Genomic DNA, 14,691 nt, shown 5'->3' with positions numbered 1-14,691 from the left:
GGGGGGTGCCCCTGCATCATCCTCTCTGCGCAGGCTCGTGAACCTGCCAGGCGTGATGGTCGGTGTGGAGCAGCTCCTCCGCGCGCTCGGAGAGCGGCTCGCCGAGGTAGTCGCGGTAGAGCGCCTGGATGGCCGGGTTCTCGTAGGAGTTGCGCAGCCTGGACCTGCGGTCGAGGTTCCACAGGACGTCTCCGCGCACGCCCGCGAGCTCCTCGCCGTCGTGAATGGGCTGGCCGCCGCCACCCGCGCAGCCGCCCGGGCAGGCCATGACCTCGACGAAGTCGTACTCGACCGCGCCCTCGGCGAGGGCGTCGAGCAGAAACGCCGTGTTGGCGAGGCCATGAACCACGGCGACGCGCACCGGGGTGCCGGCGAGGTCGAACGTGGCCTCCTTCCAGCCGTCCTGGCCGCGAATCTCCGAGAAGGCGTCCGGCTGGGGCGTCTTGCCCGTGACCACGTGGTAGGCGGTGCGCAGCGCGGCCTCCATGACGCCGCCCGTCGCGCCGAAGATGACGGCGGCGCCCGTGGAGGTGCCGAGCGGGTCGTCGAACTTCTCCTCCGGGAGGCGCGCCACGTTGATGTGCTCGGCGCGGATCATGCGGTCGACCTCGCGCGTGGTGAGCGAGACGTCCACGTCGGGGTCCCCGCAGGCGTCGTTCATCACGGGAATGGCGACCTCGGCCTTCTTGGCGACGCACGGCATGATCTCGACGCAGAAGATGTTCTTCGGGTCGATGCCCTTAAGCTCCGCGAAGTAGCTCTTCGTGACGGCGCCGAACATCTGGCCCGGGGACTTGGCGGTCGAGAGCTGGTCGGTGAGCTCGGGGCGCACTGCCTTGACGTAGCGCACCCAGCCCGGGCAGCAGGAGGTGAACATCGGGAACGTGTTCTGGTCACGATGGGCGAGCTTGTGCAGCAGCTCGGTCCCCTCCTCCATGATGGTCAGGTCGGCCGAGAAGTTCGTGTCGAAGACGTAGTCGACGCCCATCTGGCGCAGGGCCGACACGAGCCTGCCCACCGTGGCGTCCTCGCGCGCGAGGCCGAGGCTCTCGCCCCATGCGGCGCGCACCGCCGGGGCGATCTGCACCACGACGACCTTGTCGGGGTCGGCGAGGGCGTCGAAGACCTGCTGGGTGTCGTCGCGCTCGCGCAGGGCGCCCGTGGGGCAGTGGGTGATGCACTGGCCGCAGACCACGCAGTCGGACTCGGTGATGGACATGCCGCCGCGCACGTTGACGCTCGTGTGCGTTGCGCGGTTGGCGAGGTCCCAGACGCCGATCCCCTGGATCTTCTCGCACACCTGGATGCAGCGCAGGCAGTTCACGCACTTGTCGTTGTTGCGGATGAGCGGGAAGGACCTGTCCCACGGGTCGTGCATGAGGCGCTTCTCGTAGGGAAGGTCGGAGATGCCGAGGTCGTTTGCGAGCGTCTGCAGCGTGCAGTTTCCGGAGCGCACGCAGCTCGTGCACTCGGAGTCGTGCGTGGCGAGCAGCAGCTCCATGTTCATGCGGCGCGCGACGCGGACCTTGGGGCTGTTGGTGCGCACGACCATGCCCTCGAGCACGGTGTTGTTGCACGCGGCGACGAGCTGGTCGATGCCCTCGATCTCGACCACGCAGATGCGGCAGGCACCGATCTCATTGAGGTCCTTGAGGTAGCACAGCGTGGGGATGTCGACGCCCACCTGGGCCGCGGCGTCGAGGATGGACGTCCCCTCGGGGACGCTGACGGCGCGACCGTCGATAGTCAGGTTTACCACTGCTCGATCCTCCCCCCGCGGAAGGCCCCGAAGCCGAAGTGGTCGCAGCGGAGGCACCTCGACGCCTCCTGGTGCGCCTCCTGGTCGGTGAGGCCGTTCTCGACGATGTCGAAGTCATGGATGCGCTCGGCCGCCTCGCGCTCGCGCATCTCGCAGCGCGCGCAGCTGATCTTGCCCTTGAACTGCACGGGCGGCAGCTCAACGTCGAGCTCGATCGTGTGGTTGTAGCCGAGGTAGTTGTCGATGTTGCCCGCGGCGACCTTGCCCGCGTTGATGGCACGAATGACGGTGGCGGGGCCGCTCTGGCAGTCGCCGCCGGAGAAGAGCCCGTCGAAGCCCGCGACGGCACCGTCGGAGTCCGTCACGATGCGCCCCCACTTGCAGGGCACGCCCTGCTCCTCGAAGGTGCCCGAGTCGATGTCCTGGCCGATCGCCACGATCACGCGGTCGCACGGGACCACCACGTCGCCGCCCTCGGCGGTGCGCGGCGCCGGGCGGCCGCGCTTGAGGCCGCCGATGATCTGCGGCTCGACCCTGAGGCCGCAGACGTGACCGGACTCGTCCACCACGACCTCCTTGGGAGCGTGCAGGTCCATGACCTCACAGCCCTCGGCCTGGGCGCCGGCGATCTCCTCGTCCTGCGCCGTCATGTCCGCGACGCGGCGACGGTACGCGATGACGACCTTCTTGGCGCCCAGGCGCACGGACGTGCGGGCCACGTCCATGGCGACGTTGCCGCCGCCCACGACGGCGACCGTGAGCCCCTCGAAGTCGGGCGGGTTGTCGTCGCCCATGTCCCTCAGGAGCCTGACGGCCGACATCACGCCGTCGGCGTCCTCGCCCGGGAGGCCGAGCTTCTTGTCCGAGTGCGCGCCGATGGCGAGGTACACGGCGTCGTACTCGTCGCGCAGGCGGTTCATCTCGTCACCGTCGACGCTGTGGTTCATCTCGACCTCGATGCCGCAGTCGAGCAGCCACTGAATCTCGGAGTCGAGCTGCTCGCGCGGGAGGCGGTAGTTGGGGATGCCATAGCGCAGCATGCCGCCGAGGTGCTGGCGCTGCTCGAAGATCTTGACGCTGTGGCCCATGAGCGTGAGGTAGTAGGCGCACGAGAGGCCGGCGGGGCCGCCACCCACCACGGCGACGCGCTTCTTGGTGGGGGCCTTGATGATGGGCCGGTAGTCGCCCGCGTGGTCCACGGCGTAGCGCTTGAGGCCGCGGATGTTCATCGGGTCGTCCACCATGCCGCGACGGCAGTGCATCTCGCACGGGTGCTCGCAGACCAGGCCGCACACGAGCGGCAGCGGGTTGTCCTTGCGGATGAGGCGCACCGCCTCGGTGTAGCGGCCCGCCTCGACGAGCGCGATGTAGCCGGGGATGTCCACGCCCGCCGGGCAGCCCGAGACGCACGGCACGAGCTGGCTCTGCGAGAAGCCGCAGGCGTGCTTGGTCACGTGGTGCTCGAAGTCGTCGCGGAAGCCGCGGATGGCCATGAGGGCGACCTCGCCCGCCTCGTAGCCGATGGCGCAGTCGCTCGACAGGTAGACCGTGCGCGCGGTGGACTCGATGAGGTCGAGCGTCTCCATGGTGGCGCGGTTGTTGAGCACGTCGTTGAACAGGTGGCGCAGCATCCTGAGGCCGTTCCTGCACGGCGTGCACTTGCCACAGCTCTGCGTCGCGCACATCGCGACGTAGGAGGCCGTGAACTCAACGGGGCATGGGGCGAGCGAGCTCACCGAGAGGCGCTTCTCGAGCATCTCGTGCATGCTCGACATGATTGCCTGGGACTCGCTCTGCTCCATGACGTGCATTCTAGCCATAGGCCCTCTCCTTGCACTTCTGGAGTCGTGTGGGTTGCCGGGCCCCCTCGGCCACGGCACATAGTCATATCAGGTTACCAACGGGCTTCGGGGAAATTTCGAGCTTTCGGCGAGAAGAGCGTGGGCCCGGCAAGCGGTCGGTGCGGGGCGCAGGCAACGCCGCGCGCCGCCAGCCGAAAGCTTACGATTTCCTGAAGGAGCTCCGTCATACTCGGGTGGACAGGCCATCGACGCAAGGAGGACCCATGAGGAACCGCATCGCACGGATCATCGGACGCTCGCTGCTCGTGACGCTCGTCGCCGCGTGCGGCATCGCGCTCGCGGCGTGCTCGCAGGCGCCCGACCCCGAGCAGGTCGTCCGCGACCAGATCACGAGCGCCCTCGACCAGGTGAAAAACCTCGACGACGCCACGATCGACGAGGTCATGGAGGCCATGGACACCTCCGCGCTCGAGCCCTACGGCGTCGACGGCACCGAGCTCGTGAAGTCGCTCTTCGACGGCTTCGACTACTCGATCGAGTCCGTGACCGTCGACGGCGACACCGCCGTCGCCAAGGTGAGCGTCACCGCCAAGAACGCGACGAGCCTCTACGGGGAGATCGAGAGCCTCAGCCTCGACCTCATGAACGACCCCTCGATCCTGGAGATCGCCACCGACGAGCAGGCCCTGAACCAGCGGGTCGGCGAGCTCGTCATGCAGGCCATGGGCGACATCCAGCCCGAGACGAAGACCATAGAGCTCAACTTCAGCCAGGTCGACGGGGACTGGGAGATGGACCTCGCGTCAGGCGCGGTGCTCTCTCAGATCTTCGTGTAGCAGCCCGGCCCCGCTGCCCCGGCGCCCCGCGCGGCGCCGGGGCAGCGCCTACCCCAGCACCTCGGAGGCGATGCGCGCCGTCTCCGTGGCGTCCTTGGCATAGAAGTCGGCACCGACCATCTGGGCGTACTCGGGCGTGAGGACCGCCCCGCCCACCACCACCTTGCACCACGGCGCCCGCTCGCGAAGCAGCTCGATCGTCTCGGCCATGGCGGGCACCGTCGTGGTCATGAGCGCGGAGAGGCCGACGAGGCGCACGCGGCGCTCCTCGACCGTGCGCGCCACGACCTCTGGATCGACGTCGCGACCGAGGTCGATCACGTTGAAGCCGTAGTTCTCGAGCAGCATGCGGACGATGTTCTTGCCGATGTCGTGGATGTCGCCGCGCACCGTGCACACCACGACGGTTCCCTTGTCGGCGACGGCACCCTCCCCCGGCCCGCTCGCCTCCCGCACCGCCTCGAACCCCGCCTTGGCGGCCTCGGCCGACGCCATGAGCTGCGGAAGGAAGAAGGTCCCCGCCTCGAAGCGGCGCCCGACCTCGTCAAGCGCGGGAACGAGCACCTCGTTGATGGCGAAGAGCGCGTCATGGGCGAGAAGGACCTCGCGCATGGCGGCGGCCATCGGCTCGCCGCGACCGTCGATCACGAGGGCGCGCGCCCGCTCGACCGGGTCCGCGGGGCCGTCTTGGGGCGCGGCTCCCGGGGCCGCGGGCGCCGGGGCGGCGCCGGGGCCCTTCTCGCCCGTGGGGGCGCTCGGGGCGTCGCTGCGGCCCGCGTAGTGCTCCAGGTAGAAGCGCGCCTGCTCGTCCTCGCCGGACAGCACGCGCCAGGAGTCGACCACGTCCATCATCCGGCGGGCGCCGGGGTTGATGATCGCGAGGTCGAGGCCCGCCCCGAAGGCGGCGGAGAGAAACGTCGCGTTGACGAGCGGCCGGAAGGGCAGGCCAAAGCTGATGTTGGAGACGCCGAGCACCGTGCGCACGCCGGGGAGCTCGGCCTTCACGGAGCGGATGGCGTCGAGGATGGCCCTCGGAGCCGTCTGGTCGGTCGAGGCCGCCATGGCGAGGCAGTCGATGACGACGTCGTGCCGCGGGATGCCGGCGGCGTCCGTCGCGGCGACGATCCTGCGCGCCACCGCGACCCGCCCCTGCGCCGTGGCGGGAATCCCCTCCTCGTCGAGCGTGAGGCCCACGAGCGCGCAGCCGTAGCGCGCCGCGATGGGCACCACCGACGACAGCGAGGCGGCCGTCCCGTTGGTCGAGTTGATGAGGGGCTTGCCGGGGTAGGAGCGCACCGCGGCCTCGATGACCTCGGGGTCGGAGGAGTCGATCTGCAGCGGCAGCGTGGTCACCCCGAGCAGCTCGGAGACGAGCTGGCGCATCACGGCGCGCTCGTCGATCTCGGGAAGGCCGGCGTTGACGTCGAGGATCTGCGCGCCGGAGCGCTCCTGCGAGATGGCCTCGGAGATGACGCGGTCGTGGTTGCCGGAGCGCAGCGCCTCCTTCATGAGGCGCTTTCCCGTGGGGTTGATGCGCTCGCCGATGACGCCCACCTGGCCCTCCTCGAGCGAGACGAGGCGCTGGGGGCCGGCGACGGCGAAGCAGCCGCGCGCCGCGCGGAAAGCGGGCTCGCGACCGTAGAGCAGCGCGCGCAGGGCGGCGACGTGCGCGGGCGTGGTGCCGCAGCAGCCGCCCACGATGGTCACGCCCGCGTCGAGCATGCCCGCAACGGCCGCCGCGTACTCCTCCGGTCCCACGTCGTAGCGGGTGACGCCGCCCTCGACGCGCGGAAGCCCCGCGTTGGCCTGCACCATGACCGGGCACGACGCCCACGGCAGCATGCGCTCGACGAGGGGCGCCACCTCCGCGGGCCCGAGCGAGCAGTTCACGCCCACCGCGTCCGCGCCGAGCGACGAGAGCGTGAGCGCGGCCGCCTCGGGCGTCGTGCCCAGGAAGGTGCGACCGTCCTCCTGGAAGGTCATCGTGACGAGCGCGGGGAGGTCGGAGTTCTCGCGCACGGCGAGCAGCGCGGCCTTCGCCTCGGCGAGGTCCGCCATGGTCTCGATGACGAAGAGGTCCGCGCCCGCCGCGTCGGCGGCGCGCGCCTGCCGGGCGAAGAGCTCGTAGGCCCCGTCGAAGGAGAGGGTCCCCATGGGCTCGAGGAGCTGGCCGGTCGGCCCGATGTCCGCCGCCACGAGGCGGGCGCCCGAGGCGCGGGCGCAGGCGACGGCGGCGGCGAAGACCTCCTCGACGGTGGCGGCGTCACCGAGCTTTGCCTCGTTCGCCCCGAAGGTGTTGGTGGTCACCACGTCCGAGCCGGCAAGGACGTAGGCGGCGTGGACCTCGCGGATCTCGTCCGGGTCCGTGAGGCAGAGCAGCTCGGGCAGCTCGCCGGCGGCGAGTCCGCGCTCCTGCAGCTGCGTGCCCATGGCGCCGTCAAACAGCAGCAGCTCCTCGCCGCGCAGCACGGCCGCGAGGCGCTCGTCGCGGACGCGCCGCGCGTTGGTATTCTCGAGGGACATCTCTCGCCTCCCGCATCGGGGTCGTCTTTCCTGCGCGCGACCGGCGGGCGTGAGCCGGCGGTCGCGGCCGGCCCCTCTCGGCGCCCGGCCCGTCCCATCATAGCGGCGATGGGTTTCCGGCGGGTGACGGCTCGGGCGGCCGGCCCGGGGTCCGAGCGAGGTGGCCGGCGATCACGACGGGCGTCGGCCAGGAGCCGCACCAGTACCGGGGGTTGTGCTTAGCTTCTCTCGGCCGTTGCAGGACGCGGCGCGAGAGTGCATAGATAACCGCGCCCGTTTGGAAAGAACGCCCTTCTCGCTAGGACAGTATTAATTTCTAATATATATTATATATAGTCTGTAGACACGTAAGGGCGAGAAATGGCCACCCCACGGGTCGTAAGGGCACCGACACAGAGCGACGGCCGCGATTTTCTATGCAGCGCGGCGCCGCGTTTTGCGACGGTCGAGCTTTTCTGTGCACGTGAGGCGGCCCTGCACGTGAGGCGGCCCTGCACGTGAGGCAGAGCCGCGCGAGAGGCGGCCGGCCGGGGTCCCGGCACCGCCCCCGCGCTACTCGCGACAGGTGGACCCGGCGCGCAGGAGCACGCAGAAGTCTCGGCAGGGGCACCCCGCGCAGCTGGCGTGCGCCTCGGCGCGCGGGCGCTCGAAGAGGCCGACCACCGCGGTCACGCTCTTGGTGGGCGACATCAGCAGCGCCGGGGAGAGCGCGATTCCGAGCTGCCGCGCCGCGTCGAGCGCCCCGAGCAGCACGGGCTGCGTCTCCAGCGGCAGGTCTCCGTACCCGGGCGAGAAGCGCGTGCCGCAGAAGAGGCCCCGCCCCGCGGCCTCGGCGACGACGTCCGCCTCGGCCGCGTCCGCGGCACGCTCCACCGCGGCGGTCCCGGCGGCGTCGAAGACGGCCTGGGCGAGCGGGTCGGTGAGCGAGAGGCGCCTGAGCTCCGCCTCCACCCCCATCCCCACCGTGACGGCGAGCACGCCCACCGCGACGGCCCCGGCGAGGTGCTCGGCGATGGCGTGCCCCGAGAGCTCGAGCGCGGTCCCCGCGAGTCGGATCACGGGGACGCCGTCCCTCTCGCCCCGCCCCGCGACGTCGAAGACCCGGGTCACGCCACGGGGGCGGCACGTCGCCAGGCAGCTCGCGACCACCTCGTCGATGCGCGCGTCGAGCTCGGGCGTGATGGGCTGCCCGGAGTAGCCGAGATAGCGCAGGACCTCGCCGCGCTCGACCGAGCGGACGTCGTAGTCGCGCCGAAGCGGCGCCACGCTAGGCCCCCAGGTAGCCGCAGGCCACGAGGGCCTCGCGCGCGGCATGGGCCACGGAGGGCTTGTTCATGCTGTAGACGTGCAGGCCGTCCACCCCGTTCGCCGCGAGGTCGGCGAGCTGCTCGCAGGCATACTCGACGCCGGCGCGCGCCTGGTCCGCCGGGTCGTCGCCGGCGAGGACGAGGCGCTTGACCACCTTGGCGGGAATGGACGCCCCGCAGGTGAAGGCCATGCGCTGGATCTGCTTCACGCTCGTGAACGGCATGATGCCGGCGACGATGGGGAGGCGCACGCGATGGCGCAGGCACTTCTCGCGGAAGCGGTAGAAGTCCTCGTTGTCGAAGAAGAGCTGGGAGACGAGGTAGTCGGCGCCGGCCTCCTGCTTGAGGTAGAGCGAGCGGAAGCTCTCCTCCTCCGTCGGCGACTCGACGTGGCCCTCGGGGTAGCACGCGGCGCCCACGCAGAGGTCCGCGCCGGACGAGCGCAGGTAGGCGATGAGGTCCGAGGCGTGCTCGAAGTCTTTGGCCTCGCGCCCGGGCGCGCGGTCGCCGCGCAGGGCGAGCACGTTCTCGACCCCCGCGGACGCGAGAGACGCGACGTAGGCGTCCACGTCGGCGCGCGTCGAGCCGAGGCAGGTGAGGTGCGCGAGCGCGGTCACGCCGAGGTCGCGCTCGAGCTGGGCGGCGATGGGCACGGTGTGGGCGGAGTTGCCCGTCCCGCCCGCCGAGTAGGTGACCGAGATCCAGTCGGGGCGGTCCCGCACCATCTGGGACGCGATGTCGTAGGCGGTCTCGAGCGGGAGCTCCCCCTTGGGCGGGAAGATCTCGAACGAGAAGGTCTGTCGGGCGGCGAGCTTGTCGGTGATCCTCATGGGCGGCTCCTCCCTCGTGGCTTTGTGCCATCTTACGCGCCCGCCGCCCGGCGCGCGAACGACGTCGCGCAGGAGCGCGCACCAAAAAGGCGGGCCGCGCGCGGGCACGCGACATCCGCGCGCCCCATAGAGCCCGCGCGGGCCCGCCGGGAGGATGCAGGCGCGACGGTCGGGGGCCGCCGTGCCCGATACAAGCCGCACGCCAGGCGTTGGGGGTTCCGACGCGCGACTCCACATACGTATATCGCGCGCGCGACGGGGGCGACCTCAAGAAAGTCGCAGACGGTAGGCTTTATGCCACGGGAGGATTCAAACCTCCGACCTGCGAAAAGACGAGAACGATTCCAATTCCCGAGACCGCCGCGAAGGGTGCGAGCGGTATGCCCGCGTCCTCTCGCGACGCCTCCCCGCGCGAGGGCGCGACGCCCCGGGACGCGCCCGCGCGAACGCCGCCCGGGGCCGCCGACGCGCGCGCCGCGGCACGGCGCGCGAGCCACCACGCCGAGCCCAGGGCGCAGGAGAGCGCCACCACGGCGAGGCCCCCGACCGGCCCAGCCCAGGCACCGGCTTGACGTCGCCCCCTCCCACCCCCGGCTCCCCGCGGGCGCGCACGGAGGCTGCGGCGGCGAGGAGCATGACGGCGAGCACCGTCGCCGCCCCCGCGAGCGACGCTCCGAGACCGCCCGCGACCGCGGAGGCGAGCGCCCCCGTGACCGCGACCGTCGCCGAGCACGCGTTGGGAATCACCCTGCGCGCCAGGTCGCTCGCCGACGCCGCGGCGAGCGCCGCCACGAGCGCCGCGAAGAGCAGGGCGCGGGCCGCGTCAGCACCGTCCATCTGTACCTCCCCATGGGTCGAAGGCCCCCCTCGCGCCCGATTCTAGGTCGCGCGACGGGGCAAGACGGGCGCGCAGCCTCCCCCCGATCGCCCGCAGTCGTACGAGACGGGTGCCTTGAGCTGCGATGATTCAGCATTGTTGCGCGCATGTGAGGTTCGTGGCAGGTTGGGGGAGCCCAACCGTCAGCGCTATACTGGGCGGACGCCCCGTCGAGAGGATCGCATGAGAACGCGCACAGAACCGCACGACGCGACGCGACGCGGCACGCGAGACCCGCGCATCGAGGCGCTCCGGCTCGTGGCCATTGCGGGCATCTCGCTCTTCCACGTCCTCCCCCAGTGGCTCGACACCGCGCGAATCGGCTGGTGGGCCCCCGCCCCGCACGTCACGCTCGCGCTCGGGGCGGTGAGCCTGCTCGGCGCCTTCGGCAACAACGTCTTCTTCCTCATCTCGGGGATGTTCCTCGTCCCGCGCGCCGCCGACGCCTCCAGCGAGCGCGGCTACTGGCGCGACCATGCCGCCCGGACGCTGAGGAGGGCCCTCTCCATCCTGTGCTCCGTGGCGCTCTACGCAGCGCTCGCCCTCGCCATGAGCGCCTGGGTCACGCCGCTCGACGGGGTCTCGCTCGTCCAGTCCGCCTGGCTCGTGGGCGGGCTCGAGTTCATCTGGGTCTACCTTGCCGTCGTGGCCGCGTGCCCCCTCATCGGCTGGGTCTGGCGACGGACGCCTCGCGTGGGCGCGCTCGTGGGCGCCCTGACCGTGGCGGTCTTTGCCGTGAACGCATACATCGCCTTCGTCTCACCCGGAAGCGACGTGCGCGGGCTGCTCGAGTGGCGAAAGCTCATGAGCGCGGCGACCTACCTCGACGCCTTCCTCGTGGGTGGGCTCCTCTCGCGCGCCGACCTCTCGCGCGCGCCCGTCGCGCTCGCGGCGACCGTCGCCTGCGCCCTGGCGGCGGAGGGCTACGCCGCCGTCACGGGCGACCTGCGGCTCGTGGAGGCGCTCTCCTTCAAGTCGACCTCGCTGCTCTCCTTTGCGCTCGCCGTGGCCGCCGTGGCCTGCGCCGCGCGGCCGCGGCGAGCCGCCGGGAGCGACGCGGGGCAGGAGCCCGCCCCCGCCTCCGACGCCCGACGCGGTGCCGGGGCCCGCCTCGTCTGCGCGCTCTCCCCCAGCGTCCTGGGGTTCTACATCATGCAGTCGATCTTCTCGCCGCTGTGGCGCCCCGTCGTCGACCAGGCCTGCCAGCTCGCGCTCGACCGCGGCCAGGACCTCTTCCTCGTCGTGGGGACGTCGCTTGCCCTGGTCCTTCTCGCCGTCCTCCTGCTTGTTGACAGAATCGTGAGGATCCCCCTGCTCAGGGCCATCCGCCTGGCCTGAGTGCGCGTATACTTCTCCTCTGCTCGCACGCATGGGGAGGGATCATGACTGACTGGATCGTGAGGACGTTTGTGAGGGACGCGGACAACGTGTCCGACCACGCGGTGCGCACGCGCTACGGCCTCGTCGCGAGTGTCACCTGCATCCTCTGCAACGTCGTCCTGTGCCTCGGCAAGGGCGCCGTGGGCCTGCTGGCGGGGTCGGTCTCGATCGTGGCCGACGCCGTGAACAACCTCTCTGACGCGTCGAGCAACGTGGTGAGCCTGCTCGGCTTCAAGCTCGCGAGCCGCCCCGCCGACGTCGAGCACCCCTACGGTCACGGTCGCTACGAGTACCTCGCCGGCCTCGTCGTGGCGGTGCTGGTGTGCGCCATCGGCATCAACCTCGTCCTCTCGTCCGTCGAGAAGATCCTCCACCCCGAGCCCACCGAGTTCGGCCCCGCCGTGGTTGCGGTCCTCGTGGGCTCGATGCTCGTGAAGCTCTGGATGTCCTCGTTCAACCGCCGGCTGGGGCGGGCCATCTCGTCCGAGACCCTCGAGGCGACCGCCGTCGACTCCCGAAACGACGTGATCTCGTCTGCGGCGGTTCTCGCTTCCGCCGTGGTCTCGCAGCTCACCGGCTTCGACCTCGACGGCTGGGCGGGCCTTGCCGTCGGCGCGTTCATCTGCTGGAGCGGCGTCGAGCTGGTCAGGGAGGCGGTGAGCCCGCTTCTGGGCACCGTGCCCGACCCCGCCTACGTCGAGCACATCCGCGCCAAGATCATGAGCTATCCCGGCGTGCTCGGGACGCACGACCTCATGGTGCACGACTACGGTCCCGGTCGGCAGTTCGCGAGCGCGCACGTGGAGATGGCCGCCGAGGGCGACGCGCTCGAGCAGCACGACCTGCTCGACAACATCGAGCAGGACTTCAAGACGGACGAGGGCCTCGTGATGACGCTGCACTTCGACCCCATCGTCACCAACGACCCCCAGGTGCGCGACATGCGCCACTGGATCGACGTCGCGGTCAAGGGCATCGACGAGCGGCTCTCGATCCACGACCTGCGCTGCGTGCCCGGGCCCACCCACACCAACGTCATCTTCGACTGCGTGCGCCCCGCCGACTGCGCCCTCGCCGCGCCCGAGCTGCGAGAGAGGATCGGGGCGCTCGTGCGCGAGCGCTACCCGCGAGCGGTCTGCAAGATAACCATCGACGACTCCTACGTCTCGTCCCGCCAGTGACGCGAGGGGCAGTCCCCTCGCGCCCAGAAAGGAACGCCATGCCGTCCAGCAGCTACAAGTCGAAGCAGATGATCGTCATGCGCCGCGACCTCAAGATGCGCAAGGGCAAGATCGCCGCGCAGGCAGGGCACGCGTGCGTCGAGGCCGTCCTCATGGCGATCGCGCGCGAGGGCCGCGGGGCCGACGTCCAGGCGGGCGACGGCTGGGCGTGGCTCTATCACGAGGACGACGACCGCACGCCGCTCACGGACTGGTTCGACGCGGGCGTGGCCAAGGTCTGCGTGTACGTGGACTCCGAGGAGGAGCTGCTCGACCTCGCCGAGCGCGGGCGCGGGCTCGGGTTTGCCGTGGCGCTCGTGCGCGACGCGGGTCACACGGAGTTCCATGGCGAGCCCACCTACACGTGCCTGGCCTTCGAGCCGCTTCCCGCCGAGCTGATCGACCCGCTCACCGGCGACCTGCCGCTGTACTAGGCGCCTCGCGCGACGGCCGCGCCGTCCGCCCTCCGCATTGTTTCCGCGCCGTAATTCCTACTTGCAGGGTGGGTTTATCGGTGGCACGCTTTCCACACACAGCAACGCCGGACATGGGAGGCACCATGCGCGTCGCACGCACCGTCGAGGACCTGATCGGCGCCACGCCGCTCGTCGAGCTCACCGCGCTCGTCGACGCGGGCGGGCGCTCCGCCGGGACCCGCGTCCTGGGCAAGCTCGAGGCGGCCAACCCGGGCGGGTCGGCCAAGGACCGCGTGGCGCGGGCCATGGTGGACGCGGCGGAGCGCGACGGGAGGCTCGCCCCCGGGGGCACCATCATCGAGCCCACGAGCGGCAACACCGGAGTGGGGCTCGCAATGGTCGCCGCCGCGCGCGGGTACCACCTCGTCCTCACCATGCCCGACACCATGAGCGTCGAGCGACGCGCGCTCGCGGCAGCCTATGGCGCCGAGGTCGTGCTCACGCCCGGCTCCGAGGGCATGGCGGGGGCCGTGGGGCGCGCCGAGGAGCTGGCGGCCGCGACGCCCAACTCGATCATCGCCGGGCAGTTCGACAACCCCGCCAACCCGCGGGCGCACTACCTCACCACCGGACCCGAGATCTGGGCGGACACCGACGGCTCCGTGGACGCGCTCGTCGCGGGCGTGGGCACGGGGGGCACGCTCTGCGGATCGGCGCGCTTCCTCAAGGAGAAGAACCCGGGGCTGCGCGCCGTCGCGGTAGAGCCCGCCGAGTCACAGGTCCTCGCCGGGGGCGCGGCGGGCCCGCACGCGATCCAGGGGATCGGCGCCAACTTCGTTCCCGGCAACTTCGACCGCTCCCTCGTCGACGAGATCGTGCCCGTGACCTCCGCCGACGCGCTCGAGACGACGCGGCGCCTGGCCCGTGAGCTGGGGCTGCTCGTGGGCGTCTCCTCGGGCGCCGCGGCCGCGGCCGCGCTCGAGCTCGCAAGCCGCCCGGACCTCGCGGGCGGGACCATCGTCTGCGTGCTGCCGGACACGGGCGAGCGCTATCTCTCGATGGGGCTCTGATGGGCGGCGTCGTCACGGGGAGCGCCACGGGCGGCGCCGGCGGCAGGGAGGTCGACCTCGGGCGGACGGGACGCGCGCCCACCCTGCGCGAGCTGATGCGCGAGGACGCGCGGGCCGCCTTCGAGCGCGACCCCTCCGCGGACTCCGTCTCGGACGTCACGCGCTTCTCGGTGGGCTATCGCATCGTGCGCGACTACCGCATCCAGCACTGGCTCTACGAGCGCGGCCACCGGACGCTCGCGCTCAGGCTCGCCAAGCGCACGCGCATCCGCTACGGGGCGGACATCCACCCCGCCGCCAGAATCGGCAGGCGCTTCGTCATCGACCACGGCATCGGCGTCGTCATCGGCGGCACGGCCGTCATCGGCGACGACTGCCTCATGTACCAGGGCACCACGCTCGGCATGACGGGCAAGCACGGGGGCAAGCGCCACCCCACCCTCGGCAGCAACGTGATGATCGGCGCGGGCTCCATCGTGCTCGGAGCCATCACGGTGGGCGACGGCGCCCGCGTCGGCGCGGGCTCGGTCGTGGTGCGCGACGTGCCCGCCAACGTCACCGTGGTCGGCAACCCGGCGCAGGTCGTGCGCACGCGCGCCTGCCCGCTCGTCGGGGACGTGGTCTGCCTCACCGACCGCACCGGCGAGACCTGGATCGAGGAGGGCTGACCC

12 protein-coding genes are annotated in these 14,691 nt (G+C 71.2%); 6 read left to right on the top strand and 6 right to left on the bottom strand.

Annotated features, from left to right (window positions below):
• Window positions 1-16 precede the first annotated feature (16 nt).
• The gene (locus tag BQ7106_RS09545; protein ID WP_072374787.1) at window positions 17-1,759 is read right to left on the bottom strand and encodes an NADH-dependent [FeFe] hydrogenase, group A6; all 1,743 of its coding nucleotides are present in this window, start codon (window positions 1,757-1,759) and stop codon (window positions 17-19) included.
• On the bottom strand, window positions 1,753-3,579 hold the full coding sequence (locus BQ7106_RS09540) for an NAD(P)-binding protein (RefSeq protein ID WP_072374784.1): 1,827 nt from the start codon (window positions 3,577-3,579) through the stop codon (window positions 1,753-1,755). Before BQ7106_RS09540 ends, BQ7106_RS09545 begins: the two co-directional genes overlap by 7 nt.
• A 245-nt stretch (window positions 3,580-3,824) precedes the next feature.
• On the opposite strand from BQ7106_RS09540, the gene BQ7106_RS09535 reads away from it, so the two are divergent.
• Complete coding sequence (locus BQ7106_RS09535; RefSeq protein ID WP_072374781.1) at window positions 3,825-4,397, top strand: hypothetical protein; 573 nt, start codon at window positions 3,825-3,827, stop codon at window positions 4,395-4,397.
• A gap of 48 nt (window positions 4,398-4,445) precedes the next feature.
• Here the strand turns inward: BQ7106_RS09535 and BQ7106_RS09530 are convergent, their stop codons facing one another.
• The 4 genes from BQ7106_RS09530 to BQ7106_RS11460 all read right to left on the bottom strand — a co-directional run bounded on the left by BQ7106_RS09530 (window position 4,446) and on the right by BQ7106_RS11460 (window position 9,894).
• Window positions 4,446-6,920 carry a homocysteine S-methyltransferase family protein gene (locus BQ7106_RS09530; protein ID WP_072374777.1) on the bottom strand — a complete coding sequence of 825 codons (2,475 nt, stop codon included), beginning with the start codon at window positions 6,918-6,920 and terminating at the stop codon, window positions 4,446-4,448.
• A 552-nt stretch (window positions 6,921-7,472) separates the two neighbouring features.
• Complete coding sequence (locus BQ7106_RS09525) at window positions 7,473-8,186, bottom strand: vitamin B12 dependent-methionine synthase activation domain-containing protein (RefSeq protein ID WP_072374774.1); 714 nt, start codon at window positions 8,184-8,186, stop codon at window positions 7,473-7,475.
• A 1-nt stretch (window position 8,187) separates the two neighbouring features.
• Window positions 8,188-9,057, bottom strand: coding sequence for a methylenetetrahydrofolate reductase (locus tag BQ7106_RS09520; RefSeq protein WP_072374771.1), 870 nt, complete (start codon window positions 9,055-9,057; stop codon window positions 8,188-8,190).
• A gap of 309 nt (window positions 9,058-9,366) precedes the next feature.
• Window positions 9,367-9,894: a prepilin peptidase gene (locus tag BQ7106_RS11460; RefSeq protein WP_072374767.1), complete on the bottom strand. Its 528-nt coding sequence runs from the start codon at window positions 9,892-9,894 to the stop codon at window positions 9,367-9,369.
• Between the two features lie 223 nt (window positions 9,895-10,117).
• Here BQ7106_RS11460 and BQ7106_RS09510 point away from each other — a divergent pair, with 223 nt between their 5' ends.
• The 5 genes from BQ7106_RS09510 to epsC all read left to right on the top strand — a co-directional run bounded on the left by BQ7106_RS09510 (window position 10,118) and on the right by epsC (window position 14,688).
• On the top strand, window positions 10,118-11,272 hold the full coding sequence (locus BQ7106_RS09510; RefSeq protein ID WP_072374764.1) for an acyltransferase family protein: 1,155 nt from the start codon (window positions 10,118-10,120) through the stop codon (window positions 11,270-11,272).
• Between the two features lie 44 nt (window positions 11,273-11,316).
• On the top strand, window positions 11,317-12,495 hold the full coding sequence (locus BQ7106_RS09505; RefSeq protein ID WP_072374761.1) for a cation diffusion facilitator family transporter: 1,179 nt from the start codon (window positions 11,317-11,319) through the stop codon (window positions 12,493-12,495).
• A 38-nt stretch (window positions 12,496-12,533) separates the two neighbouring features.
• On the top strand, window positions 12,534-12,968 hold the full coding sequence (gene pth2, locus BQ7106_RS09500) for an aminoacyl-tRNA hydrolase (protein WP_072374758.1): 435 nt from the start codon (window positions 12,534-12,536) through the stop codon (window positions 12,966-12,968).
• Between the two features lie 125 nt (window positions 12,969-13,093).
• Window positions 13,094-14,020 (top strand): cysteine synthase A, encoded by a 927-nt coding sequence (gene cysK / locus BQ7106_RS09495; RefSeq protein ID WP_072374755.1) that lies wholly within the window; start codon window positions 13,094-13,096, stop codon window positions 14,018-14,020.
• On the top strand, window positions 14,020-14,688 hold the full coding sequence (gene epsC / locus BQ7106_RS09490; protein WP_072374751.1) for a serine O-acetyltransferase EpsC: 669 nt from the start codon (window positions 14,020-14,022) through the stop codon (window positions 14,686-14,688). The genes cysK and epsC overlap by 1 nt, the downstream gene beginning before the upstream one ends.
• Window positions 14,689-14,691 lie beyond the last annotated feature (3 nt).

Source organism: Thermophilibacter mediterraneus (assembly GCF_900119385.1).
GTDB lineage: Bacteria > Actinomycetota > Coriobacteriia > Coriobacteriales > Atopobiaceae > Thermophilibacter > Thermophilibacter mediterraneus.
This window is presented reverse-complemented; position numbering and strand designations above follow the sequence as displayed.